We start from the raw sequence: 21773 nt of genomic DNA, 5'->3' as shown, positions 1-21773 counted from the left end.
GGTAAGTATGTTGGTTAGCGCACATACGCTTCCCTTGGGTGATGATAGCTTGAGCTTCGTGATACTTATGAAAACGTAGCAACCCACCCAAGGCAAGGAAATGAACAAGCAAGTTTTTTCGGCCAGTAGCGTTACCAAAATCCTCGACTTTTCCGCAACATCCGAAGTAGCCGACGCTATCGAATCCGCAGTATCACGCGGAATGATGACCACTTACGGTGATCTTGCCACCGGCGCCAGTTGGTGGCGCAATGCTGAAGGCTTCCTGTTTGCCACTCACGCGAAGGCCGTAGTCCCACAATCGCGCCGTGTTGAACTGATATGGGAAGAGGGTCTTGGCTATCTGGCTGCCGCCTAACAGACACTGGGTCTTTACTTTTTGACGCTGTAAATTACAGGTGAACTCAAAGAATTTAAGAGGACTTTTATATCCTTCGCGCCACCGTGAAGGTGGCGTGATACTCGGACTGCCTGAGTCCCCGAGAAGCGGCCGAAATTGCAATACGATAATTCAACGATGACTGACCACTGATAACGATATCCTCAGTTTTTGGACCGGTGCGCTGGCACCTTCTCCGTCGGCGAAGAGAAATAAGAAGCGATTCTAGTGTTCCGTCAAGATGAATTTGGTTTTTTTTAATAAAGCTATAGTGAAATAAAAAATCCGAAGCGGCGTGGTCGTTAATGAAAGCCAATAGTATTGCAGAAGACTTTCCTATCGTTTGTGTCGGCGGTTCAGCCGGTGGTCTCGATGCCTATACCCGGTTACTACGGCATCTGCCGGACGATATGGGTGTTGCTATCGTCATCGTCAATCACCTGAGAACCGTAGCCACTCTGCTCCACGAGATTCTCCCACGCTACACCAAGATGCCGGTTGAACTGATTACGGAAAAACTACTCATTCAGCCCAACCGTGTGTTTGTCATCCCGAGCCAACGTGATTTGCACGTTCTTGATGGAGAGTTTCATCTAAAGCCGATATCAAAACCGAGGGGATGGCCTGACGTGATTACGGTTTTTCTGCGTTCCCTAACCCAGCACTGGGACGGAAAACTGATCGCTGTCATTGTCTCTGGCTATGATGGCGATGGGGCAGCGGCGCTGTGCGGGATAAAAGAAGTGGGGGGCATTACTATCGCGCAGAAACTTGAAACAGCCAAGCAGCCCGATATGCCTGAAAGCGCAATAGCAAGCGGGTGTATCGATTTTATTCTTTCACCTGAGGATATCGCCCAAGAAATCATTCGAATTGCTCACGGGAATATCTAAGGCCGACTCGGCTATGCGTAGGCGCTCAACGCAATAGATGTTTTGCCACTGTGTGCGCTAGCGCACAGAACTGTGCATGGCACACGCCTACGCTTTCATGTACCGAATGCGACCTATCGAATCGTACCGGCGGCTTATTCGCGGATGTCTCGCAACCCTCAGTGCCACGCTTTGCCACTTCCATAAGGATTCCTCATGAACCGTTCGATGCTGATTTCGGCACTGCTCGCCGTGCTGAGTCTGGCCGCATTGTGACAAACCCACCGTGGTCAATGTTCCGTTGCGTAAACCATGGTCTTTTATTCCATAGCTCACTTCTTGCTTCAACGAGGTTGCCCAAGGGTACGGCTTGGTTTTCGCCACTCAAATTCCCCACGGGTGGGGAACTTTACGCTGATGAGGCGACCGCATGTTCCCCCAGGTCTCACGCCCTCTCTGCAAGCGTTACTTTCCGCCCAACTGGCGGTAGGTTCCTGAGAACGGCCAAGATTCTTAAATGAAAGCCCATGAAAGTCAATAAAGTTTTCAGTAGCTGTCAACCCTTTGATGGACGAACGGTTATTTTTGCCCGAGGCGTGGACGAGTGACCCGGCGCGCGGTCAGGCGGCGGACATTCCCGTGGCTCAGCGGGGCTTTCAGCGTAAAACCGACCTTGCGCGCCGGTACGAAAGGCCCGTTGCGGGTGGAAATTCTGCATCGGCGGGTGTGGCTGTGGGATGGCGAAGAAGCCCAGGCCCGGCCGTGGCATCTGATCGTGCGTCGGGAGATCGACACCCCGACTGAGTTCAAGTACAGCCTCAGCAACGCCCCAGACGACACGCCGGCGCCCCGCTTGGCGTTCATGTAAGGGCAACGCTACTGGATCGAACGCGCCTTGCAACAGGGCAAACAGGACGTCGGACTGGGCGACTACCAGGTCCGGGGCTGGCGGGGCTGGCACCCTCATCTGGCGCTGGTCATGAGGGCGATGCGGTTCGGATTGGAAGATCGTCGGCTTCACCAGCAGCCCCGACCGCTGTTAAGCAGTACCGACATTCGGGCGTTGCTCAACCACTTCCTTCCCCGCCGGGATACGACCTTGGAGGAGGCCCTCCGCCAGAGGGAGGTGCGCCACCGCAAACGGCAGGCGGCTATCGATTCCACCCACCGCAAACAGCAACTTAACGAATAGTGACATGTGTTCTGGCAAAGTAGAATTAGGATTGCTCCATAAACCCATTGGACGTGCATCCGTAAGCTGTAAGTTTCGCGGTTAAGTGATTCGCGAATAAAAAGGCGACTCGTTTGAATCACCTTTTTTGACGACCTGGACAGGGTTAATGCTTCACCTCCACCTAACTCCGTGGTTTGACAGCCCTCTGATTTGGCTTTATGGCTGGGTCAACCCGCGCCACCTTGGTGACCTCCCGCTTCTCCGCCTTGGCAGCCGCTTTGCCAGTCACTGACTTAGTTGCCGCAACAGCAGGTGCTTTGCCGGTCCTGGACACTGCTGGCTTGGTGGTCACTATCGTTTTCTGGGCGATAGTATTGTTTCTGACGGTTATCTTGGCGCGGGTGAACGGCGCTACGGGCTTGGTAGAAACCACTGATCTGGTGGAAACCACTGACTTGGCAACCGGAGGTTTGGCCGCTACTCGTGCCACGGTTGGCACTACGGCCGGCGTTTGTCGAACCAGAACCGGCAATGACTCTGATGGCATCGGCGGGGGCGGCGCCAGACCATAACGGGCAAAACCGTAATCCAGCAGGGTGCGGGCATCCTGCCACAACGTACCACTGTTGGGGCTATTAAGAATCGCTACGATCAACCGGACACCGCCGCGATCCACCTCGCCAACGAAGCAGCGCCGAGCCTTAAGGGTAAAACCGGTCTTGCCGCCACGTGCGCCCTCATAAGAGGCCAATAGCCGATTGTGATTGAGTACCGGCACCATCCGCCAGTCATCAAACGAACCTTGCCCTGACTCGATCCGCAGTGCCGCGCTGCGAGTACGCACGATATCCGCGAACATTGGGTGATTCATCGCCTGCCGGAAAATCAGCGCCAGATCGTAGGCTGTGGAGTAATGTTCATCGTTGGGTAAGCCGTGCGGGTTCATAAAATGACTATCGCGGGCGCCGATCTGCCCCGCCTTGGCATTCATCAACTCGGAGAACCCGTAAATCGAACCACCCGCTCCCTCAGCCAGGGTTTCAGCCGCATCGTTGCCTGACTTCAAAAGCAGACCGTATAACAGATCCTGCGTCGCAGCAGCCTCGCCTGCTCGTAACCCGACACGGCTTGGAGATACGCTGGCCGCCTGTGGGCTGACCGACAACCGTGTATTGGGATCAAGGTGTTCCAACGCCACCAGCGCAGTCAACACCTTGGTGGTGCTGGCTGGTGGCAAGCGCAAGTGGGGTTCCTTGGCAAACAGGATCTCACCCGTAGCTGGATTCATCAGCACCGCAGAGCGTGCGGCAATCCCGGGTTGCACAGACACTCCCTGCCCTCCCTGCCCTTCCTGCCCCAATACGGGTTTTACTCCTATCATCAGGATCGTGATCAGCATCCAGAATTGCGGACGCCCGTTGCGGAACACATCAAAAAAGAACTGTAAAGACATGTTGTTGACCTCATCGCCGTCTTGAGTGTAGGCCAATCCGCCCAGAGTGCGCAGCGGTGGCAACCCCGTAGTCTGATTCGCGCTGGAAAATGCGATCATTCATTTTGGGCGAAAATGATCCCATCGGCTAGGGTTCGTTACGGCAGAAATTGATGCTGTAACCCATCACTCACAACGCATGAACAATAATTCCCACACCTCGTGCCCCAAACGTCGGCCACGCTGTTCGAATTTGGTCAGCGGACGATCGGCAGGATGCGGTGTAAATCCCTGGTCTGGAGCCTTATTAACCCACCTTGGTGTAGCGTTCAGTAAATCCAGAATAGAACGAGCGTAGTCCTCGCAGTCAGTAGCAATGTGCAATTGTCCTGCTGATTTGAGTTTACGCGCCAACAGTGCGACGAAGGACGATTGAATGAGACGGCGTTTGTGATGTCGCGCCTTGGGCCAAGGGTCAGGAAAAAAAATCTGAATGCGGTCAATGGATTCATCCGGTAACCGCCGCTCCAGTACCTCCACAGCATCGGCACGCATGACCCGAAGATGGGTCAATCCCAATTTCTCGGCGCGCAACAGCAAATGCCCAATGCCGGGACGGTGGACTTCGATGCCCAGATAATTCACTTCTGGATCAGCGTTGGCCATGACCGCCAGCGACTCGCCATCGCCAAAACCGATTTCCACCACCAGCGGCGCCCGACGGCCAAATAATTCCACGATAGCCAATGGTGTGTTACCGGACTCGATCCCGAACCGCTCCCACAACTCGGTCAACGCCCTTTGCTGGGCACGGGTCATTCGACTCTCGCGTAAAACAAAACTGCGGATTCGCAGCGGCGAATCGGCGCCCACCTTCCATTCATCAACAATAGACATGATTCTCAATGAGCTTCTCGTAGTATTTCATCGAACCGGTCAAGAACACAGTCGGTGCAGCCAAGAATGTTCATGCATTGACTCATGTGATGACTGGATGTCTTAGGCCAATAGATCAAACTAAACAATGATTGAAACTATTGCGAATAGAAAAAAATGCTTTAGAATAGCTGTGTGGTCCTGATCACGGAACTTTTCCGAAACGATAACGACGGTAAATACATAACCATGAGCAATCCCCTTGAAGTGATCATCGAAGCCTCTTCCATCGAGCAACTCAAGGCGCTGATCAAGAGCGCTGAGGATGCAATCGAATTAAAAAAGGCGGGTGAAATCCAAGCCATCCGCGAGCAGATGGTACAGATGGCCAATCAGGTTGATATGACACCCGAAGGTATCCTTGCGTACTCTACTCGCAAAAAACGGTCTTCCGGTAAAGCGAAGTTCCGCAATCTGAATAGCCCATGGCAAACCTGGACTGGGCATGGCAAAAAACCAGGCTGGATGAAGCAAGCGCTTGAGAACGGCGCGGATATCGAAGCTTTTCGTATCCCTGAATGATCTTCACCTGTTTTATGCCCCTTGCCTGGAATCCACTTCTTGCAGGGGGCGCATTTTATCGTTAGGATTCTAGTCTAGCCAGCCCGCTGGGCTACCTGAAAGAATGAAGTTGCATCGCGGGTGTAGTTCAATGGTAGAACTTCAGCTTCCCAAGCTGATAGCGTGGGTTCGATTCCCATCACCCGCTCCAAAACACTAGGGTTACGTCATGGCGTAACCCTTTTTTATTGTTATCTTTTGGCTTCGTTGAAACTTGCCGGAATTATCCCGATGCCAGTTTGAGGTGGTAGCCGCACCCTGTTTCACACTCTCAGTGATGAGGAACCCGCCATGATTCATGTTGCAATCACCGGCGCAGCCGGTCGCATGGGCCGCTATTTAATCGATGCCTGCCATCAGACTGAGGGTATGCGCTGCACAGTGGCATCAGAACATCCCGATAGCCCATTAATGGGCGCCGATGCCGGCGAACTCGCCGGGATCGGGCGGTTAAGCCTGCCTATCACCGCTGACCTGGCGCCGCTGACCGACCGCTTCAATGTGCTGATCGACTTCACCCGTCCGGCGGCGACCCTTAATCATTTGCATATCTGTCAAGCCGCTGGTAAGGCCATGGTCATCGGCACGACTGGCCTCTCGGCTGAACAGAAAGCCGAAATCAGCCGTGCCGCGCAGCACATCCCTATTGTGTTCGCGCCAAATATGAGCGTTGGTGTCAATCTCTGCTTCAAGCTGCTGGATATGGCGGCGCGGGCGTTGGGCAACGGTGTGGATATCGAAATCATCGAAGCCCACCACCGGCATAAGATGGATGCGCCCTCCGGAACTGCGCTAGCGATGGGCCAAGTCATCGCTGAAGCGCTTGATCGAGACCTGAAAGACTGCGCTGTTTACGGGCGGCAAGGCATTACCGGCGAACGTGACCGCGCCACGATTGGTTTTTCCACGATCCGCGCCGGCGATATTGTGGGCGATCATACCGTGCTGTTTGCCGACTTGGGCGAGCGGATTGAAATCACCCACCGCGCCTCCAGCCGAATGACCTTTGCCAAGGGTGCGGTGCGCGCCGCTGGCTGGCTGGCTGGGCGTGATTCCGGTCTTTTTGACATGCAGGACGTCCTTGGCCTGCGCTGAATCTCTACCTGCCGCCCTCTTTGCCGCTAGAGCAGCGCGGCGTGATTTGGTAGACTCTGCGCTCATTTTGATCCACCCGTTTCGCAACCCCTTTCCCGGAGCGGCCTTCTCGCCGCTCTTTTATTGTGCGTGTCTGTTCTGGAGGCTCCCTTGAGGAAACCCGCGCTTCTGGCCCTGGAAGACGGTAGCGTGTTCCGGGGCGAATCCATCGGCACCGATGGTCATGCCCAGGGCGAAGTCGTTTTCAATACATCGATCACTGGCTATCAGGAGATCCTGACGGATCCGTCCTATTGCCAGCAGATCATCACCCTGACCTATCCGCATATCGGCAATGTCGGCACTAATCGGGGCGACGCGGAAGCAGCCCGTATCCACGCCAGCGGCCTGGTAGTGCGCGACTGCCCCCGCGTCGCCAGCAACTGGCGCAGCCAGCAACCGTTGGATCAGTATCTGCGCGAGTGCGGCGTAGTCGCTATTGCGGACATTGATACTCGGCGCTTGACCCGGTTGCTACGGGAAAAGGGTGCCCAGAATGGTTGCATCATGGCGGGTGAAGGTCTCGATACCGATTTGGCCTTGAAGCTGGCCCGTGTATTTCCCGGGCTGAAGGGCATGGATTTGGCGCAGGTGGTTAGCACCTCGACACCTTACGAGTGGTATGAAGGCGTCTGGCAACTGGACAGCAATGATTTCCCAGCCGTGCGCGATACCTGTTACCACGTTGTCGCCTACGATTATGGCGTGAAGCGCAACATTTTGCGGATGCTGGCTATGAGCGGTTGCCGAGTCACAGTCGCGCCGGCGCAGATGTCTGCCCAAGAAGTCATGGCGCTGCGACCTGACGGCGTGTTTCTATCCAATGGCCCCGGTGATCCCGAACCCTGCGACTATGCTATTGCCGCTATCCGCGAACTACTGGAGGCTAATATTCCGCTGTTCGGGATTTGTCTCGGCCACCAGCTACTGGGACTGGCCAGCGGCGCACACACCGTCAAGATGAAGTTCGGTCATCACGGCGGCAATCATCCGGTGCTGGATCTGGACAGCGGTCGGGTGATGATTAGCAGCCAGAACCACGGTTTCGCGGTGGACGAGTCCACCCTGCCGACTACGTTACGCACCACCCACCGCTCGCTGTTCGACGGTTCGCTGCAAGGCATCGCCCGCACTGACCGGCCTGCATTCAGTTTCCAGGGTCATCCTGAAGCCAGCCCTGGCCCGCATGACGTAGCGCCGCTATTCGACCGGTTCATCGCCCTCATGGCGGCACATGCCCCCCGTTCCTAGCGCCGCGCCCCTCATCATTTGCCAGGTAGAGCCATGCCCAAGCGTACCGATTTGCAAAGTATCCTGATTATCGGCGCCGGTCCCATCGTGATCGGCCAAGCCTGTGAGTTCGATTATTCAGGCACCCAGGCCTGCAAGGCGCTGCGGGAGGAGGGTTACCGGGTGATTCTGGTGAACTCCAATCCGGCCACGATTATGACCGACCCCGGCACGGCGGATGCCGTCTATATCGAGCCGATCCACTGGCGGACGGTTTCCCATATCATCGCCCGCGAGCGGCCCGACGCTGTATTACCGACCATGGGTGGACAGACGGCGCTGAACTGCGCGCTGGATCTGGTCCGCCATGGGGTGTTGGAACAGTACGGAGTAGAGATGATTGGCGCCTCGCCCGACGCTATTAATATGGCTGAAGATCGCGATCGGTTCCGCCGGGCCATGCACGAGATCGGTCTGAAAACCCCACGCTCGGTGATCGCGCACAGCCTGGAGGAAGCACTGGCGCAACATCACCAAATCGGCTTCCCGACCATCCTTCGCCCATCTTTCACCCTCGGCGGCAGCGGCGGCGGCATCGCCTATAATCGTGAAGAGCTGGTGGAAATCTTGGAGCGTGGTCTCGATTTGTCGCCGACCAGTGAAGTGCTGCTGGAAGAATCGGTGCTGGGCTGGAAGGAGTTTGAAATGGAGGTAGTGCGGGATCGCGCCGACAACTGCATCATCATCTGCTCCATTGAAAATCTCGACCCGATGGGGGTGCATACTGGCGATTCCATCACCATTGCCCCAGCACAAACCCTGACGGATAAGGAATATCAGATCATGCGCAACGCCTCACTGGCGGTACTGCGCAAGATCGGGGTCGAAACCGGCGGTTCCAATGTCCAGTTCGCGATCAACCCGGATAACGGGCAGATGGTGATCATCGAGATGAACCCACGGGTATCCCGTTCCTCGGCGCTGGCCTCCAAAGCCACCGGCTTCCCTATCGCCAAGGTGGCAGCCAAGCTGGCGGTCGGTTACACCCTCGACGAGTTAAAAAACGAGATCACCGGTGGCCGCACCCCGGCTTCGTTCGAGCCGAGCATTGACTACGTTGTTACCAAGATTCCGCGCTTTAACTTCGAGAAATTCCCGCAAGCCGATCCGCGCTTGACTACCCAGATGAAATCAGTCGGTGAGGTCATGGCGATTGGCCGCACCTTTCAGGAGTCCATGCAGAAAGCGTTGCGCGGGCTGGAAATCGGCGTTGATGGCTTTACTGAAGTCCTCGATCATCGGCGCTCGGATCCGCACACCATACTCAAGCAAGAATTGGGGGTGCCCGGTCCGCAACGGATTTGGTTCGTTGCCGAGGCGTTCCGACTAGGTTATTCGGTTGAGACCCTTTACGAACTGACTAAAATTGATCCCTGGTTTCTGGCTCAGATTGAGGAATTGGTCCAGATCGCCGGCGAAGCGCGTACTCAGGGTTTGGCCGCGCTGCATGATCGGGATCGGCTGTATGCGCTCAAACGCAAGGGCTTTTCCGACAGCCGGCTGGCAACCTTGACCGGCACCGCTGAGAACGAGATCCGCCAGTTGCGAAATGAGCTGGACATCCATCCAGTCTACAAGCGGGTGGATTCCTGCGCCGCCGAATTCGCCACTGGTACCGCTTACCTGTACTCGACTTACGAGGAGGAGTGCGAAGCCGAGCCGACCGACCGTGCCAAGATTATGGTGCTGGGCGGCGGTCCCAACCGCATCGGCCAAGGCATCGAATTTGACTACTGCTGCGTTCACGCCGCGCTCGCCCTGCACGAAGACGGCTACGAAACCATCATGGTTAACTGCAACCCGGAGACCGTCTCCACCGACTTCGACACCTCCGACCGCTTGTACTTCGAGCCGCTGACCTTGGAAGACGTGCTGGAAATCGTCCGCAAGGAACAGCCCCAGGGCGTGATCGTCCAGTACGGCGGTCAGACCCCGCTTAAACTCGCTCGTCCGTTGGAGACCAACGGTGTGCCGATCATCGGCACCAGCCCGGATGCGATTGATCAGGCTGAAGATCGCGAACGCTTCCAACAGATGATCCACCGGCTTGGTTTATTGCAGCCGCCGAACCGCACCGCCCGTGAACCCGAAGAAGCAGTGCGGCTGGCGCGGGAAATCGGCTATCCGCTGGTGGTTCGACCTTCCTATGTGCTCGGTGGGCGGGCGATGGAAATTGTGCACCAGGAAGAAGACTTGCGCCGCTACATGCGCGACGCGGTGCGAGTCTCCAACGACTCGCCGGTGCTGCTGGATCACTTTCTCAATAACGCGGTTGAGGTGGATGTGGACGCCCTCTGCGATGGCCGTGAAGTCATCATCGGCGGGATCATGGAGCACATCGAGGAAGCCGGTGTTCATTCCGGTGATTCAGCCTGCTCGCTGCCACCCTACTCGCTGAGTCCGGCAATTCAGGATCGGCTGCGCAACCAGGTGCGGGCCATGGCGTTGGAGCTGGGCGTGATCGGATTGATGAACACCCAGTTCGCCATTCAGGGCGACGATGTTTATGTGCTTGAAGTCAACCCCCGCGCCTCCCGCACCGTGCCCTATGTCTCGAAAGCCACCGGGCGACCGCTGGCCAAAATCGCTGCCCGCTGCATGGTGGGGCGCAGTCTGGCTGCGCAGGGCGTATCCGGCGAGGTGATTCCCGCCTATTATTCGGTCAAGGAAGCGGTGTTTCCCTTCGTCAAGTTCCCTGGGGTAGACCCACTGCTGGGGCCGGAAATGAAATCCACCGGAGAAGTGATGGGGGTCGGGCGCTCTTTCGGCGAGGCCTTCGCCAAAGCCCAGCTCGGCGCGGGCGATCAGTTGCCCCGCAGCGGCCAAGCCTTCCTGAGTGTGCGCGATGCCGATAAGGCAAAAGCAGTCGAGATTGCCCGTGAACTGGAACGACTGGGCTTCGGTCTGGTGGCGACCAAGGGCACCGCCTTGGCTCTGCGCAGCCACGGTCTCAATTGCGAAACCGTTCACAAAGTCGGCGAAGGCCGGCCACATATCGTGGATCTGATCAAGAACGACCAGATCGCGTTAATCGTCAATACTACCGAGGGCAAGCAAGCCATCGCGGATTCTTTTTCCATCCGCCGCGAGGCCTTGATGCACAAGGTCAGCTATACCACCACCCTCGCCGCCGCCCGGGCTACTTGCCAAGCCCTGCGCGAACTTGATAACGGAACCGTGAACTGCCTTCAGGATCTGCACCGGGAATTACACTCATGACTCAAAAAGTACCGATGACTGTGACTGGCGCGACCCGACTCCGCGCTGAACTGCTGGAACTCAAGACGGTGGCCCGCCCGCGCATTACCGCTGCGATTGCCGAGGCTCGCGCCCACGGCGATTTAAAGGAAAATGCCGAGTATCACGCTGCCCGCGAACAGCAAAGCTTCGCCGAGGGCCGGATCGCTGAGATCGAATCGAAACTGGCTCGCGCCCAGATTATTGACGTCACCACGCTGCCGGCCTCGGACAAAGTGGTATTTGGTTCCACCGTACTATTGCGGGCGGAAGACAGTGAGGAGGAGCGGCGCTACCAGATTGTCGGTGAGGACGAGGCCAACATCAAAGAAGGCAAGATTTCCTTCAGTTCACCGATTGCCCGGGCGCTGATTGGAAAATCTACCGATGATGTAGTTGATGTGCAAACGCCGGGTGGCATCAAGACCTACGAGATCAGGGACGTGCAATACCTCTAAACTCGGAGTCACCATGATCAAAATCTGTTTACTGTTTTTCTGCCGCCGAATGCGGGCGATCCTGCTGGCAAGTAGTTTCATACTGGCCATGCCTCCCGTCGTAGCCCAGGCGGCCGATTTGGCGGATACCGTTGATAAGGTGAAAGCCAGCATTGTCGCCATCGGTACGGTGCAACCTGCCCGGCGACCGGCGGCTAAATTCCAGGCCACCGGTTTTGTAGTCGCGCAGGGTCGCCACATCATCACCAACGCCCACGCCCTGCCGGATTTCCTCGACACTCAAAACAAGGAAACGCTGGCGGTATTCATCGGCCAGGGTAAAAAAGTCGAGTCGCGATTGGCGACCAAGGTTGCAACCGATCCCAGCCACGATCTGGCTGTATTGGAAATCGAAGGTGCGCCGCTGCCGCCACTGCGGCTGGGTGAATCGCAAAGCCTGCGTGAAGGGCAGAGCATCGCCTTCACCGGGTTCCCTATCGGCGTCGTACTGGGCCTGTTTCCAGTCACGCATACCGGCATCATTTCCGCCATCAGCCCAGTCGCCATTCCGGTTCCGGCAGCCGGGCAATTAGACGCCATAACGCTGAAGCGCCTGAAAGGCGAACCGTTTGAAGTGCTGCAACTGGATGCGACCGCCTATCCCGGCAATAGCGGCAGCCCTCTGTATGAACCGCACACCGGTCAAGTGATCGGCGTCATCAACAAGGTATTTGTGCAGGAAAGCAAGGAAACCCTGTTGGAGAGACCGAGCGGCATCACTTACGCAATTCCGATCCGCTATGCCCAGGCGCTGCTGAAACAGGTCAAGGGGTTGGCCCAGTGAAGATCCGTATCAAGGCTTGTCAAAGCGGGAGCGGAGTCTTTATACTTCGCATCCCGTTTAACGGGCGATTAGCTCAGCGGTAGAGCACTGCCTTCACACGGCAGGGGTCGCTGGTTCGAACCCAGCATCGCCCACCAGATTCCAATAAAAAAGCCGTTCATCGCGAACGGCTTTTTTATTTTTATTGCCCAGCGCGATCTGCACGCTAATCGTCAAATCTACTCTCCGCAACCGCAGTTTCCTTTAGCTTCTTTATCACATTCGATCATGGCGTAGGCCGAGTGGTTATGGATCGATTCAAAATTCTCCGATTCCACCGCATACGCTGTCACTCGATCATCCTGGTTCAGCTTGGCGGCAATATCGCGCACCATGTCCTCGACAAACTTGGGATTTTCGTAGGCCCGCTCCGTCACATATTTTTCGTCCGGCCGTTTGAGCAAACCATACAGCTCACAGGATGCTTCTTTTTCGACCAGATCAATCACATCCTCAATCCAGATAAAACCATGCACCCGCACATTAACCGTGACATGCGAGCGCTGATTATGCGCCCCGTATTTGGAAATTTTCTTCGAGCAGGGACACAGGCTGGTCACCGGCACTACCACCTTGAGATTCATGGTCGGCTGGCCGTCACGAATTTCGCCAATAAACGTCACCTCGTAATCCATCAGACTCCGCACCCCCGAAACCGGGGCGGCCTTATCCACGAAATAGGTGAAGCTCATCTCAATATGCCCGGCTTCCGCTTCCAATCGCCCGGTCATTTCTGCCAGCATCTCCTTGAAGGAATCCACTGAGATTTCCCGCCCCGGTACATTGAGAATCTCCACGAAGCGCGACATGTGCGTGCCCTTGAAGTTATGGGGCAGATTCACATACATGTTGAACATGGCGATGGTGTGCTGGTCGCCGCCGCTACGGTCGCGCACCCGGACCGGATGGCGGATATCCTTGATCCCCACTTTATTGATCGCCAGACGACGGGTATCGGCGCTGTTTTGCACATCGGGGATATGGACCACTGTAGACGTGGCCGCAGAACTCATCATCAATGGCTTCATTGCAATCCTCTCAGCGGCGCACACACGCCTTTCGTTTTAGACTCGATCCATTGGGCCACTTTAACGGGTCCCGAAGTGTCAATCGCCATGATTGGATGATTAATTTGCCGGTAAATTCCCGACACTTTTGCTCAAGTATCGGTCGGCACCGGCGCGGCGATGATCAGACGCCACTCCGCCAGTTGCCGCAGTACCCCTGCTGCGTCCAAGCCACATTCGGCCAGCAGTTCCCCACGTTCACCCTGCTCCACAAAGCGATCCGGCAAGCCAATATTGCGAACTGGTATGACAATGCCTCGCGCTGCCAGACATTCGTTCACCGCGCTGCCCGCACCACCGGCAATGACATTCTCCTCCAGCGTTACCAACCCGCGATGCGCAGCGGCTAGTTGCGCCACCAGCGCCTCGTCCAGTGGCTTGATGAAACGCATGTTCACTACCGTAGCATCCAACCGCTCCGCCACCTCCTCGGCGACTGCGACCATGCTGCCAAACGCCAGCAGCGCCAATCCGTTACCCCTACGCCGAATTTCAGCCTGACCGATGGGCAGTGCCCGCATCTCCCATTCCAACTTCACGCCCGATCCCTTGCCGCGCGGATAACGCACCGCCGCCGGTTGATTGAGCTGAAACCCGGTATAAAGCATTTGCCGGCATTCATTTTCGTCTGCCGGCGCCATAACGATCAGATTGGGAATGCAACGCAAATAGCTGTAATCGAAACTGCCGGCATGGGTCGGTCCATCCGGTCCCACCAGGCCGGCGCGATCAATGGCAAACAGCACCGGCAGGTTTTGCAGCGCGACATCGTGAATCAACTGATCGTAGGCGCGTTGCAGAAAGGTGGAATAAATCGCCACTACCGGTTTCAAGCCGTCGCAGGCCATGCCCGCAGCGAGGGTGACCGCGTGCTGTTCAGCGATGGCGACATCGAAATAGCGCTCCGGGAAGCGTTCAGCGAACTCCACCAGCCCGGAACCTTCACGCATCGCCGGAGTGATACCGATCAGCCGTTCGTCCTGCTCGGCCATATCGCACAGCCATTCGCCGAACACCTGGGTGTAGGTCGGCCCCCCGTCGGATTTGGCCGGCTTCAAACCCTGCGTCGGGTCGAACACGCCCACCCCGTGATAACCCACCGGCTCATCCTCCGCCAACGGATAACCTTTGCCCTTGCGGGTGACGACATGCAGCAGACGCGGCCCCTTGAGCGCCCGCAGGTTACGCAGCGTCTGTACCAAAGTGGGCAAATCGTGGCCGTCCACCGGCCCAAAATAGTTGAAACCCAATTCCTCGAACAGAGTACCGCCGGGCGCAAACATGCCCTTGACGTGTTCCTCAGCGCGGCGGGCCACTTCCAGCACCGGCGGCACATGGCTCAGCACTTTTTTGCCGCTTTCGCGCACCGTGGAGAAAAAGCGGCCCGACAGCAACTTGGTCAAGTGCGCCGACAGCGCACCGACATTGGGCGAAATGGACATATCGTTGTCGTTGAGGATGACCAGCAGGTCACTTTTCAAATGGCCGGCGTGGTTAAGCGCCTCGAACGCCATGCCAGCGGTCATCGCCCCGTCGCCGATCACCGCCACGATCTTGCGGTCGCTACCCGCTCGTTCGGCAGCAATCGCCATACCCAGCGCCGCACTGAGTGAGGTGCTGGAATGGCCGACCCCGAAGGTATCGTAGACACTCTCGCAACGCTTGGGAAAACCAGCGATACCTCGCTTGCGGCGCAGGGTGTCCATGCGAGTGCGACGACCGGTCAGAATCTTGTGCGGATAGGTCTGATGACCGACATCCCAGATCAGCCGATCATCGGGGGTATCAAAGATGTAATGCAGGGCGATGGTCAGTTCCACCGTACCCAGATTGGCGGAAAAGTGGCCGCCGGTCCTGGCCACGGTCTGGATGAGAAACTCGCGCAGTTCGTGCGCCAGTGCCGGCAGCCTTGCTTCCGGCAAACACCGCAAATCCAGGGGCGTATCGATCAGTTCCAGCAGCGGAAAGACAGGTCCGGTTATCATCGTGGGTAGGGAAGTCCGTGCCAGTTCGCGGGAGCGGTGGGATCAGAGGGGTAGTAAAACATTGACGCTCAGTATGCGCGTTCCACGATATAGGACGCGATCCAGCGCAGCGCTTCGGCCTTCGATCCGAGCGGTTGCAGGCTGGCCAACGCTTCCTGGTGCAACAGACGGGCATGTTCACGAGCGCCGTCCAGCCCCAGCAGTGCCGGGTAGGTGGGTTTGGCAAGCGCCCGGTCGGAACCCTGTGGCTTACCAAGCGTTGTGGTATCACCGATCACATCGAGGATGTCATCGCGGATTTGGAAGGCTAAACCAATACATTTGGCATAGTGATCCAGCCGCTCCAGCACTGCAGATTCAACGGTCGGCTGACTCAGCGCCCCCAGCAGTACGCTGGCACGAATCAGGGCACCAGTCTTGTGAATATGCATGTTCTCCAGTTCAGCCAACGTCAATTCCCGTCCAACCGCCGCCAGGTCAATCGCCTGCCCACCCACCATGCCACGGGAACCGGCCGCCTGCGCCAGCACCCCCAGCATCCGCAGCCGGATGACCGGATCTGCAATCAGGGTTGCGTCTTGTCCCAACACCTGAAACGCCAGCGCTTGCAGGGCGTCACCAGCCAAAATCGCCAGTGCTTCGCCGAAAGCCCGGTGACACGTCGGCTGACCATGGCGGAGATCATCGTTATCCATCGCCGGTAGATCGTCATGAATCAGCGAATAGGCATGGATGAATTCCACCGCGCAGGCGGAACCGTCCAGCGCATCGGGTAAGGCACCGACCGCAGCACCGGTCGCATAAACCAGTACCGGACGGATGCGCTTGCCGCCGCCCAGTACTGCGTAACGCATGGCTCGATGCAAATCGCTGGGATGAAGATCGGTGGATGGCAAACGCCGATCCAGCGCCTGATCAGCGCGGGTTTGATAGCTCCGGATCAGTTCCGCCGCCATATGCGTCAACCCGCCGCTGAGTCAAACGGCGTGGGTTCCAGTTGACCGTTGCGTTCGATCAACTGTTCCACTTTTTGCTCAGCTTGGCGCAGGGCACTCTGGCAGTTCCGCATCAGGGCGATGCCACGTTCAAAGTGTTGTAGAGCATCTTCCAAAGCCAGTTCGCCGTGTTCGAGTCGCCCGACCAAACTCTCCAGTTCCGCCAACGCCGCTTCAAAAGGAATCGGGGGATTTTTCTTGACCGTCATGCCTGCTAATCCGTTTCAGTAAGCGCCTACGTTACCTTGCAGTCGCCAAACGGTCAATTTCACACACTACCCACAGGGAACAGAAAAACGCGAAACGGCCATCGCTGGCCGTTGTTTAGCTTGCAATGCCCCGGGTTGACCGGGGATCACCGGGTATTCCACCCTCGCCAGAATTCAAGCGACTGGATCGGCAATCCGGGTAGCCGCAGCGGGAGCCTTGATGATACGAGCTTTTCTGGCCTTGGCGTCTGCTGCTGTCGCATCGGCCAGTTCCTGAATGTTCTGGCTCAATCGATCCATCTGCTCGAACAACTGCTGGATGTCCTCCCGGGTGGGAACGCCGAGCTGGCGCAGGGCGTGCGCCACTCGTGTCTGGAAGACTTGCTCCAGCTTGTTCCATGTACCGGTTGCTCTACCCCGAAGGGCTTCCACCTTGTTCTTCAAAACATCAACCCCGCTCTTCATCTGCGAAGCCTTTGCATCGGCGGCCTGCTTCATTTGCAAATCCACCGCCTGACCTTCCTGAACCAAAGCATCAAAAAACTTGCCGCCCTCTTGCTGTGACTTGGCGAAAGCTCCAAGACCTGCCAGCCAGATTTGACGCGCAAAGTCCCGAACATTATGAGTCAGTTGCTTTTCAAACAGTCCTGCTTTCATGGCTGGCGCCTCTTTGTGTCACTAATCGTTCTTGGTTAAAACATTAGCAAGTAAAATTAGAGCACGCATACTAACCTGACCGTTGTGAAACGGAACCGGCTTTGAGCCGGGCTTAGCGGGCTAGAAGCCAATGCTACGTTACAACCGCTTAATCGTTCCCATGGGTAAAGCGGACGATGCGACGACGATCCTGCTTGGTGGGGCGACCGGCAGTCGAGGGTGAAACGGGGGGTTGCAGACGGCGCTGTTCATTAATCTCCTCACGCCGCTGGCGGCTTTCAGCGGCCTCTTCATAAAGCAGAACCGCTTCCTTGGCAGGGCCACGCCGGCTACTCAAGCCTTTGACCATAACCACATATTCTTCAGTACCGCGCTGAATTCGCAGCATCTCGCCCAAACGAATGGCATGTGAGGGTTTGCTACGCTGGCCGCTCACATGAACTTTGCCACCGGTGACTGCCTCTACGGCCAAGGCGCGGGTCTTGAAAAAACGCGCCGCCCACAGCCACTGATCGAGCCGAACCCGAACCACCGAGTCGGCATCAACCGCTAGCCGGTCGTCACGCTGGGTAACCGCCATCCTAGCTGCGCCCCGACCGAGGTTCCTCATCCGGCAGGGTGATATTCAGTTCCAGAATTTCATAGCCGCCTTCACGATCCAGATGCACCTTGATCTGACTCTGATCCACCGGCACATACTTGCGGACTACCTCCAGTAACTCTTTCTTGAGCGCCGGTAGATAGTCAGGACCGCTGCCACGGCGCCCCCCCCGCTCGTGAGCCACAATGATTTGCAGCCGCTCCTTAGCCAGCGCAGCCGATTTATTGGTAGAGGTGCCAAAGAAGTTATCGAACAGACCCATGGTTCAACTCCCGCCAAACAAACGCTTCAGAAATCCCTTCTTCTGGCTGGTAATAAACCGATGCGGCAGATTTTTGCCCAGAAAGCGATCCACCAGATCGCCATAGGCGGCACCCGCGTCGCTGCCATCTTCCAGAATCACCGGGACACCGGCATTCGACGACTGCAAAACATTTTGCGATTCCGGGATCACTCCCAACAGCGGAATACCCAGAATCTCCAGTACATCCTCCACGCTGAGCATGTCACCACGATCAGCGCGCTCCGGGGCATAGCGGGCCAGAACCAGATGCTCTTTAACCGGCGGTTCACCCTGCTCAGCGCGACGCGAGCGGCTGGCCAGAATGCCGAGGATGCGGTCGGAATCACGCACCGACGACACCTCGGGATTGGTCACCACCAGCGCCTCGTCGGCGAAATACAACGCCATCAGCGCACCCCGCTCGATACCGGCCGGCGAGTCGCAGACGATATATTCAAAACTCTGTTTGAGATCGTTCAACACCCGTTCGACTCCTTCCTTGGTCAATGCTTCCTTGTCGCGGGTCTGCGAGGCCGGCAGGATGTAGAGACTCTCCACCCGCTTGTCACGAATCAACGCCTGATTGAGGTTGGCTTCACCATTGATAATATTGATAAAGTCATACACCACCCGCCGCTCACAACCCATGATCAGATCGAGATTGCGCAAGCCAACGTCGAAATCGATCACTACGGTCCGGTAGCCACGCTGGGCCAGTCCGGTGGCGAAGCTGGCGCTGGTAGTGGTTTTACCCACACCTCCCTTACCGGAGGTCACAACGATAACGGTTGCCAAGCGGTTATCCCACGAAGTTGTTATTGGACATTGGAAAGAATCCCGATCAACGGGTCAGGTGCTCGATGATCAGCCGATCTTCGACCAGGTGAATCTGCATGGCCTTACCGCGATCAGCCGGATCAATCTGTTCACTAATGCGATAGCGGCCCGCAATCGAAACCAGTTCGGCTTCCAGACTCTGGCAGAAAATCCGGGGTTCAACATCGCCCTTGACCCCCGCCAAGGCACGACCACGTAGCGCACCGTAGATGTGAATATTGCCGTCGGCGATAACCTCGGCACCGGCGCTGACCGTGCCCAGCACGATCAGATCACCGTCCGGTGCGTAAATCTGCTGGCCGGAGCGCACCGGATGGCTGAAGATCCGGCTGTGTACCGGCTCGACCCGTTCCGGTTTCCTGGTTGCGCCGGTGGCGCGACTTTCAGGTAACGTCGGCAAGCCGGCTTGGCGAGCGCTGGTTTGCAGTTCGGGGCTACCGTTGCGGATACCGACCGGCACCATACCATGCCTCCGCAACAGTTCGTACAGCCCGCTGAAATCTACTCCATCCGGCGAGTTCACTACCCCATCGAGATCAATCACCACCGGGGTATTGCTGAAAAAGCCGGGAGCCTGTTTGATCTTCTCCACCAGATGCCGTTCGATGGCAGCTCGGTCGGGATGAAACAGATGCAGCACGGTCAAGGTGAACAGGCTGCCCTTGAGCTCGAAAGGCGGGTTATCCTCGCCGGTAAAACGGGGAGATTGCAGCAACATGACGATACGGGAGACCTCGGGCTGAATGCTTGATTTTCCGCGCTATTCTACACATCAACCGTGACAGAGAAACATACTCGCGATCCGGGCGGCGAAAATGGAGAACCCTCAGTGGTCATGACCGTGCGTATGAACATGCGCATGAGCCTGTTCCTGCTCCGTCGCATCGCGCACCTCCAGCACCTCGACCTCGAAATGCAGGGTTTTGCCCGCCATCGGGTGATTGGCATCCAGCGTCACCGCCTGGTCGTTGACACCGACCACGGTGAAATTCATCACCCCGTGCTCGCCCTCACCCTGCACCTGCATCCCGACCTGGATATCCTCGCTGGGTGGGAACTGCTCACGCGGTACCTCGAACACAGCTTGGGGATTATATTCGCCGTAACCGTCGGCGGGCGCCACCTGAATCGCCGAACTGAAACCAGCCACGCAGCCTTCCAGTGCACTTTCCAAACCCGGAACGATGTTGCCGTAACCATGTAGATAACTAAACGATTCCTGCCCACGGCTGGTGTCAAGTAGAACGCCAAGATCGTCGGTGAGCGTGTAATGCAGAGAAACGACTCTGCCATGGGTTGCTTTCATGAGAACACCTAAAATTGGATTGAAACTGGCGTTACTATAGAACATCCCGCACCCATCTGCCAAAGACCACACGGGCGAGTGCGCTGCCACTTTCCTCAAATCGCTGGTCTCCTTGGCTGGAATCACTGTCATGCATCCACGCCTGATCGGTCAACTCCACAAGAAAGCTCCGGCCATGCCACCGATCCTCCCATCCCATGCCCCTCGAATTCTCATGGCATTGTGGCTGCTGGCCTGTCTGCTCTGGCTGGGTGGCTGCGCGACCCCGCCGGCCTCTTCACGCGATCCGCAGACCGCCGCTCGCCAGCGCATTGTTGGTACGGCTGAACGGATGGTCGGGACACCCTATGTATTAGGCGGCGAATCGCCGGACGGAGTGGATTGCAGCGGCCTGGTGCAATACGCCTACCGCCAGGCGGGCATCCGGGTACCGCGCACTACCATCGAACAATTCCAGGCCGGGCAATCCCAACGCCAGGTATTGCCGGGCGATTTGCTGTTCTTCCGCACTGATGCCAGTGGCAACATTTCTCATGTCGGCATCTACGCCGGCCAAGGCCAGATGATCCACGCCTCGTCCAGCAGCGGTCAGGTGCGCAAGGTCAGTCTGAACCAACGCTACTGGCAACAGCGGATGGTCGGGGGCGCAACCTTCCTGGGCATGGGGAATCCACCGGTCACCCGGCGCAGACCAGCGACCGACAGCCCGAATAGCTAAGCGCCGAACACGGCAATCGGAACTCCGGCGCCGAAGATCGCCAGCGTACCGGGGCGCATCACCGTCCACGGCTCGTTATCGGTCAGCGGCCGGGTCGCCACCACAGTCACGATATCGTTGGGCGTGGTTTCCGCCTCAAAATCCACGGTCATGTCGGCGTCCATCAACTGGGCCTTGCCAAAGGGTGCCCGGCGGGTCAGCCACGACAATTGGGTGCTGCAATGAGCGTACAGATAGCGGGCGTCGCTGAGCAGAAAATTACACACACCGCGCGGGTTCAGTTCCTGGGTTAGGGCGTGGACATGACGCCACAGTGCTTGTGGCCGGTGTGGAGCGTGGGGAAACTGCTCACGGATCCGGCCCAGCAGCCAGCAGAAAGCGTATTCGCTGTCAGTAGTGCCGATGGGCTGGTAAAAGTCCAGCGGCAGTCGTTTTACTCCGCGCAACTGGCCGTTATGGGCAAACACCCAATGCCGTCCCCACAGTTCACGATGGAAGGGGTGGGTGTTTTCCAGGCAAACCCGGCCGCGATTGGCGCGGCGGATGTGACTCACCACGATCCGGCTTTTGATGGCGTAGCGCTGTACCAGCCGGGCAATTTCCGACTCGGCGCTGGGGTTGGGGTCGTGAAACGTCCGGCAGCCGCGCCCCTCGTAAAAGGCGATGCCCCAGCCGTCCCGATGCGGCCCGGTTCGACCGCCGCGCTGCATCAGGCCGGTGAAGCTGAAGCAGATATCGGTAGGAACATTGGCGCTCATCCCGAGCAACTCGCACATCATC

Annotated in this window: 24 protein-coding genes and 2 tRNA genes; 13 read left to right on the top strand and 13 right to left on the bottom strand. The window is 57.3% G+C overall.

Annotated features, from left to right (window positions below; translation table 11 throughout):
* Nucleotides 1-100: 100 nt before the first annotated feature.
* The 4 genes from BN874_RS14700 to BN874_RS14685 all read left to right on the top strand — a co-directional run bounded on the left by BN874_RS14700 (nt 101) and on the right by BN874_RS14685 (nt 2443).
* A complete protein-coding gene (locus tag BN874_RS14700; RefSeq protein WP_034434825.1) occupies nt 101-358 on the top strand; it encodes a hypothetical protein in 258 nt (85 codons plus the stop codon).
* A 326-nt stretch (nt 359-684) separates the two neighbouring features.
* Nucleotides 685-1272, top strand: a complete 588-nt coding sequence (locus BN874_RS14695) for a chemotaxis protein CheB (RefSeq protein ID WP_034434823.1) — start codon at nt 685-687, stop codon at nt 1270-1272.
* Between the two features lie 583 nt (nt 1273-1855).
* Complete coding sequence (locus BN874_RS14690; protein ID WP_034434821.1) at nt 1856-2119, top strand: hypothetical protein; 264 nt, start codon at nt 1856-1858, stop codon at nt 2117-2119.
* A 27-nt stretch (nt 2120-2146) separates the two neighbouring features.
* Complete coding sequence (locus tag BN874_RS14685; RefSeq protein WP_034434819.1) at nt 2147-2443, top strand: hypothetical protein; 297 nt, start codon at nt 2147-2149, stop codon at nt 2441-2443.
* 163 nt (nt 2444-2606) lie between these two features.
* On the opposite strand, the gene BN874_RS22755 is transcribed toward BN874_RS14685, so the two are convergent.
* Together BN874_RS22755 and trmB are read right to left on the bottom strand one after the other, a co-directional pair.
* The gene (locus BN874_RS22755; RefSeq protein ID WP_051497887.1) at nt 2607-3977 is read right to left on the bottom strand and encodes a D-alanyl-D-alanine carboxypeptidase; all 1371 of its coding nucleotides are present in this window, start codon (nt 3975-3977) and stop codon (nt 2607-2609) included.
* A gap of 66 nt (nt 3978-4043) precedes the next feature.
* Nucleotides 4044-4754 (bottom strand): tRNA (guanosine(46)-N7)-methyltransferase TrmB, encoded by a 711-nt coding sequence (gene trmB / locus BN874_RS14675; protein ID WP_051497886.1) that lies wholly within the window; start codon nt 4752-4754, stop codon nt 4044-4046.
* 228 nt (nt 4755-4982) lie between these two features.
* Between trmB and BN874_RS14670 the strand changes: the two genes are divergently transcribed.
* The 8 genes from BN874_RS14670 to BN874_RS14635 all read left to right on the top strand — a co-directional run bounded on the left by BN874_RS14670 (nt 4983) and on the right by BN874_RS14635 (nt 12433).
* Nucleotides 4983-5315, top strand: coding sequence for an H-NS histone family protein (locus tag BN874_RS14670; RefSeq protein WP_154724959.1), 333 nt, complete (start codon nt 4983-4985; stop codon nt 5313-5315).
* A 116-nt stretch (nt 5316-5431) separates the two neighbouring features.
* Nucleotides 5432-5505 (top strand) — tRNA-Gly (locus BN874_RS14665).
* 140 nt (nt 5506-5645) lie between these two features.
* The gene (gene dapB / locus BN874_RS14660) at nt 5646-6449 is read left to right on the top strand and encodes a 4-hydroxy-tetrahydrodipicolinate reductase (RefSeq protein WP_034434816.1); all 804 of its coding nucleotides are present in this window, start codon (nt 5646-5648) and stop codon (nt 6447-6449) included.
* Nucleotides 6450-6599: 150 nt separating this feature from the next.
* Complete coding sequence (gene carA / locus BN874_RS14655) at nt 6600-7739, top strand: glutamine-hydrolyzing carbamoyl-phosphate synthase small subunit (RefSeq protein WP_034434814.1); 1140 nt, start codon at nt 6600-6602, stop codon at nt 7737-7739.
* Nucleotides 7740-7772: 33 nt separating this feature from the next.
* On the top strand, nt 7773-10997 hold the full coding sequence (gene carB, locus BN874_RS14650; RefSeq protein WP_034434812.1) for a carbamoyl-phosphate synthase large subunit: 3225 nt from the start codon (nt 7773-7775) through the stop codon (nt 10995-10997).
* Nucleotides 10994-11473 carry a transcription elongation factor GreA gene (greA, locus tag BN874_RS14645; RefSeq protein WP_034434810.1) on the top strand — a complete coding sequence of 160 codons (480 nt, stop codon included), beginning with the start codon at nt 10994-10996 and terminating at the stop codon, nt 11471-11473. The genes carB and greA overlap by 4 nt, the downstream gene beginning before the upstream one ends.
* 13 nt (nt 11474-11486) lie before the next feature.
* A complete protein-coding gene (locus tag BN874_RS14640; protein ID WP_195912200.1) occupies nt 11487-12296 on the top strand; it encodes a S1C family serine protease in 810 nt (269 codons plus the stop codon).
* A gap of 62 nt (nt 12297-12358) precedes the next feature.
* Nucleotides 12359-12433, top strand: a tRNA-Val gene (locus BN874_RS14635).
* Nucleotides 12434-12514: 81 nt separating this feature from the next.
* Here BN874_RS14635 and folE2 read toward each other — a convergent pair.
* The 10 genes from folE2 to BN874_RS14585 form a co-directional block, all read right to left on the bottom strand.
* Nucleotides 12515-13348 carry a GTP cyclohydrolase FolE2 gene (gene folE2, locus BN874_RS14630; protein WP_034434891.1) on the bottom strand — a complete coding sequence of 278 codons (834 nt, stop codon included), beginning with the start codon at nt 13346-13348 and terminating at the stop codon, nt 12515-12517.
* 146 nt (nt 13349-13494) lie between these two features.
* The gene (dxs, locus tag BN874_RS14625) at nt 13495-15387 is read right to left on the bottom strand and encodes a 1-deoxy-D-xylulose-5-phosphate synthase (RefSeq protein WP_034434808.1); all 1893 of its coding nucleotides are present in this window, start codon (nt 15385-15387) and stop codon (nt 13495-13497) included.
* A 68-nt stretch (nt 15388-15455) separates the two neighbouring features.
* On the bottom strand, nt 15456-16343 hold the full coding sequence (gene ispA / locus BN874_RS14620) for a (2E,6E)-farnesyl diphosphate synthase (protein ID WP_034434806.1): 888 nt from the start codon (nt 16341-16343) through the stop codon (nt 15456-15458).
* A gap of 5 nt (nt 16344-16348) precedes the next feature.
* Nucleotides 16349-16591, bottom strand: a complete 243-nt coding sequence (locus BN874_RS14615; protein ID WP_034434805.1) for an exodeoxyribonuclease VII small subunit — start codon at nt 16589-16591, stop codon at nt 16349-16351.
* 174 nt (nt 16592-16765) lie between these two features.
* On the bottom strand, nt 16766-17248 hold the full coding sequence (locus BN874_RS14610; RefSeq protein WP_051497884.1) for a phasin family protein: 483 nt from the start codon (nt 17246-17248) through the stop codon (nt 16766-16768).
* A gap of 148 nt (nt 17249-17396) precedes the next feature.
* Nucleotides 17397-17828, bottom strand: coding sequence for an RNA-binding S4 domain-containing protein (locus BN874_RS14605; RefSeq protein WP_051497883.1), 432 nt, complete (start codon nt 17826-17828; stop codon nt 17397-17399).
* A 1-nt stretch (nt 17829) separates the two neighbouring features.
* Nucleotides 17830-18111 carry a cell division topological specificity factor MinE gene (gene minE / locus BN874_RS14600; RefSeq protein ID WP_034434803.1) on the bottom strand — a complete coding sequence of 94 codons (282 nt, stop codon included), beginning with the start codon at nt 18109-18111 and terminating at the stop codon, nt 17830-17832.
* 3 nt (nt 18112-18114) lie between these two features.
* A complete protein-coding gene (minD, locus tag BN874_RS14595; protein WP_034434800.1) occupies nt 18115-18927 on the bottom strand; it encodes a septum site-determining protein MinD in 813 nt (270 codons plus the stop codon).
* A gap of 46 nt (nt 18928-18973) precedes the next feature.
* Entirely contained in the window at nt 18974-19687 is a 714-nt protein-coding gene (gene minC / locus BN874_RS14590; protein WP_051497882.1) for a septum site-determining protein MinC, read from the bottom strand.
* A 108-nt stretch (nt 19688-19795) separates the two neighbouring features.
* Entirely contained in the window at nt 19796-20275 is a 480-nt protein-coding gene (locus BN874_RS14585) for an FKBP-type peptidyl-prolyl cis-trans isomerase (protein WP_034434882.1), read from the bottom strand.
* Between the two features lie 130 nt (nt 20276-20405).
* Here BN874_RS14585 and BN874_RS14580 point away from each other — a divergent pair, with 130 nt between their 5' ends.
* A complete protein-coding gene (locus BN874_RS14580) occupies nt 20406-20993 on the top strand; it encodes a C40 family peptidase (RefSeq protein WP_051497881.1) in 588 nt (195 codons plus the stop codon).
* On the opposite strand, the gene BN874_RS14575 is transcribed toward BN874_RS14580, so the two are convergent.
* Nucleotides 20990-21769 carry a class II glutamine amidotransferase gene (locus BN874_RS14575; RefSeq protein ID WP_034434798.1) on the bottom strand — a complete coding sequence of 260 codons (780 nt, stop codon included), beginning with the start codon at nt 21767-21769 and terminating at the stop codon, nt 20990-20992. The genes BN874_RS14580 and BN874_RS14575 overlap by 4 nt on opposite strands.
* Between the last annotated feature and the right edge of the window lie 4 nt (nt 21770-21773).

It is taken from the genome of Candidatus Contendobacter odensis Run_B_J11 (genome assembly GCF_000531125.1).
GTDB classification, from domain to species: Bacteria; Pseudomonadota; Gammaproteobacteria; order Competibacterales; family Competibacteraceae; genus Contendibacter; species Contendibacter odensensis.
This window is presented reverse-complemented; position numbering and strand designations above follow the sequence as displayed.

Coding starts and splice junctions, on each gene's coding strand:
- BN874_RS14700 (WP_034434825.1), top strand. CDS start 101: ATGAACAAGCAAGTTTTTTCGGCCAGTAGCGTTACCAAAATCCTCGAC.
- BN874_RS14695 (WP_034434823.1), top strand. CDS start 685: ATGAAAGCCAATAGTATTGCAGAAGACTTTCCTATCGTTTGTGTCGGC.
- BN874_RS22755 (WP_051497887.1), bottom strand. CDS start 3,977: ATGATCGCATTTTCCAGCGCGAATCAGACTACGGGGTTGCCACCGCTG.
- trmB (WP_051497886.1), bottom strand. CDS start 4,754: ATGTCTATTGTTGATGAATGGAAGGTGGGCGCCGATTCGCCGCTGCGA.
- BN874_RS14670 (WP_154724959.1), top strand. CDS start 4,983: ATGAGCAATCCCCTTGAAGTGATCATCGAAGCCTCTTCCATCGAGCAA.
- dapB (WP_034434816.1), top strand. CDS start 5,646: ATGATTCATGTTGCAATCACCGGCGCAGCCGGTCGCATGGGCCGCTAT.
- carB (WP_034434812.1), top strand. CDS start 7,773: ATGCCCAAGCGTACCGATTTGCAAAGTATCCTGATTATCGGCGCCGGT.
- greA (WP_034434810.1), top strand. CDS start 10,994: ATGACTCAAAAAGTACCGATGACTGTGACTGGCGCGACCCGACTCCGC.
- BN874_RS14640 (WP_195912200.1), top strand. CDS start 11,487: ATGATCAAAATCTGTTTACTGTTTTTCTGCCGCCGAATGCGGGCGATC.
- folE2 (WP_034434891.1), bottom strand. CDS start 13,348: ATGAGTTCTGCGGCCACGTCTACAGTGGTCCATATCCCCGATGTGCAA.
- dxs (WP_034434808.1), bottom strand. CDS start 15,387: ATGATAACCGGACCTGTCTTTCCGCTGCTGGAACTGATCGATACGCCC.
- ispA (WP_034434806.1), bottom strand. CDS start 16,343: ATGGCGGCGGAACTGATCCGGAGCTATCAAACCCGCGCTGATCAGGCG.
- BN874_RS14615 (WP_034434805.1), bottom strand. CDS start 16,591: ATGACGGTCAAGAAAAATCCCCCGATTCCTTTTGAAGCGGCGTTGGCG.
- BN874_RS14610 (WP_051497884.1), bottom strand. CDS start 17,248: ATGAAAGCAGGACTGTTTGAAAAGCAACTGACTCATAATGTTCGGGAC.
- BN874_RS14605 (WP_051497883.1), bottom strand. CDS start 17,828: ATGGCGGTTACCCAGCGTGACGACCGGCTAGCGGTTGATGCCGACTCG.
- minE (WP_034434803.1), bottom strand. CDS start 18,111: ATGGGTCTGTTCGATAACTTCTTTGGCACCTCTACCAATAAATCGGCT.
- minC (WP_051497882.1), bottom strand. CDS start 19,687: ATGTTGCTGCAATCTCCCCGTTTTACCGGCGAGGATAACCCGCCTTTC.
- BN874_RS14585 (WP_034434882.1), bottom strand. CDS start 20,275: ATGAAAGCAACCCATGGCAGAGTCGTTTCTCTGCATTACACGCTCACC.
- BN874_RS14580 (WP_051497881.1), top strand. CDS start 20,406: ATGCATCCACGCCTGATCGGTCAACTCCACAAGAAAGCTCCGGCCATG.
- BN874_RS14575 (WP_034434798.1), bottom strand. CDS start 21,769: ATGTGCGAGTTGCTCGGGATGAGCGCCAATGTTCCTACCGATATCTGC.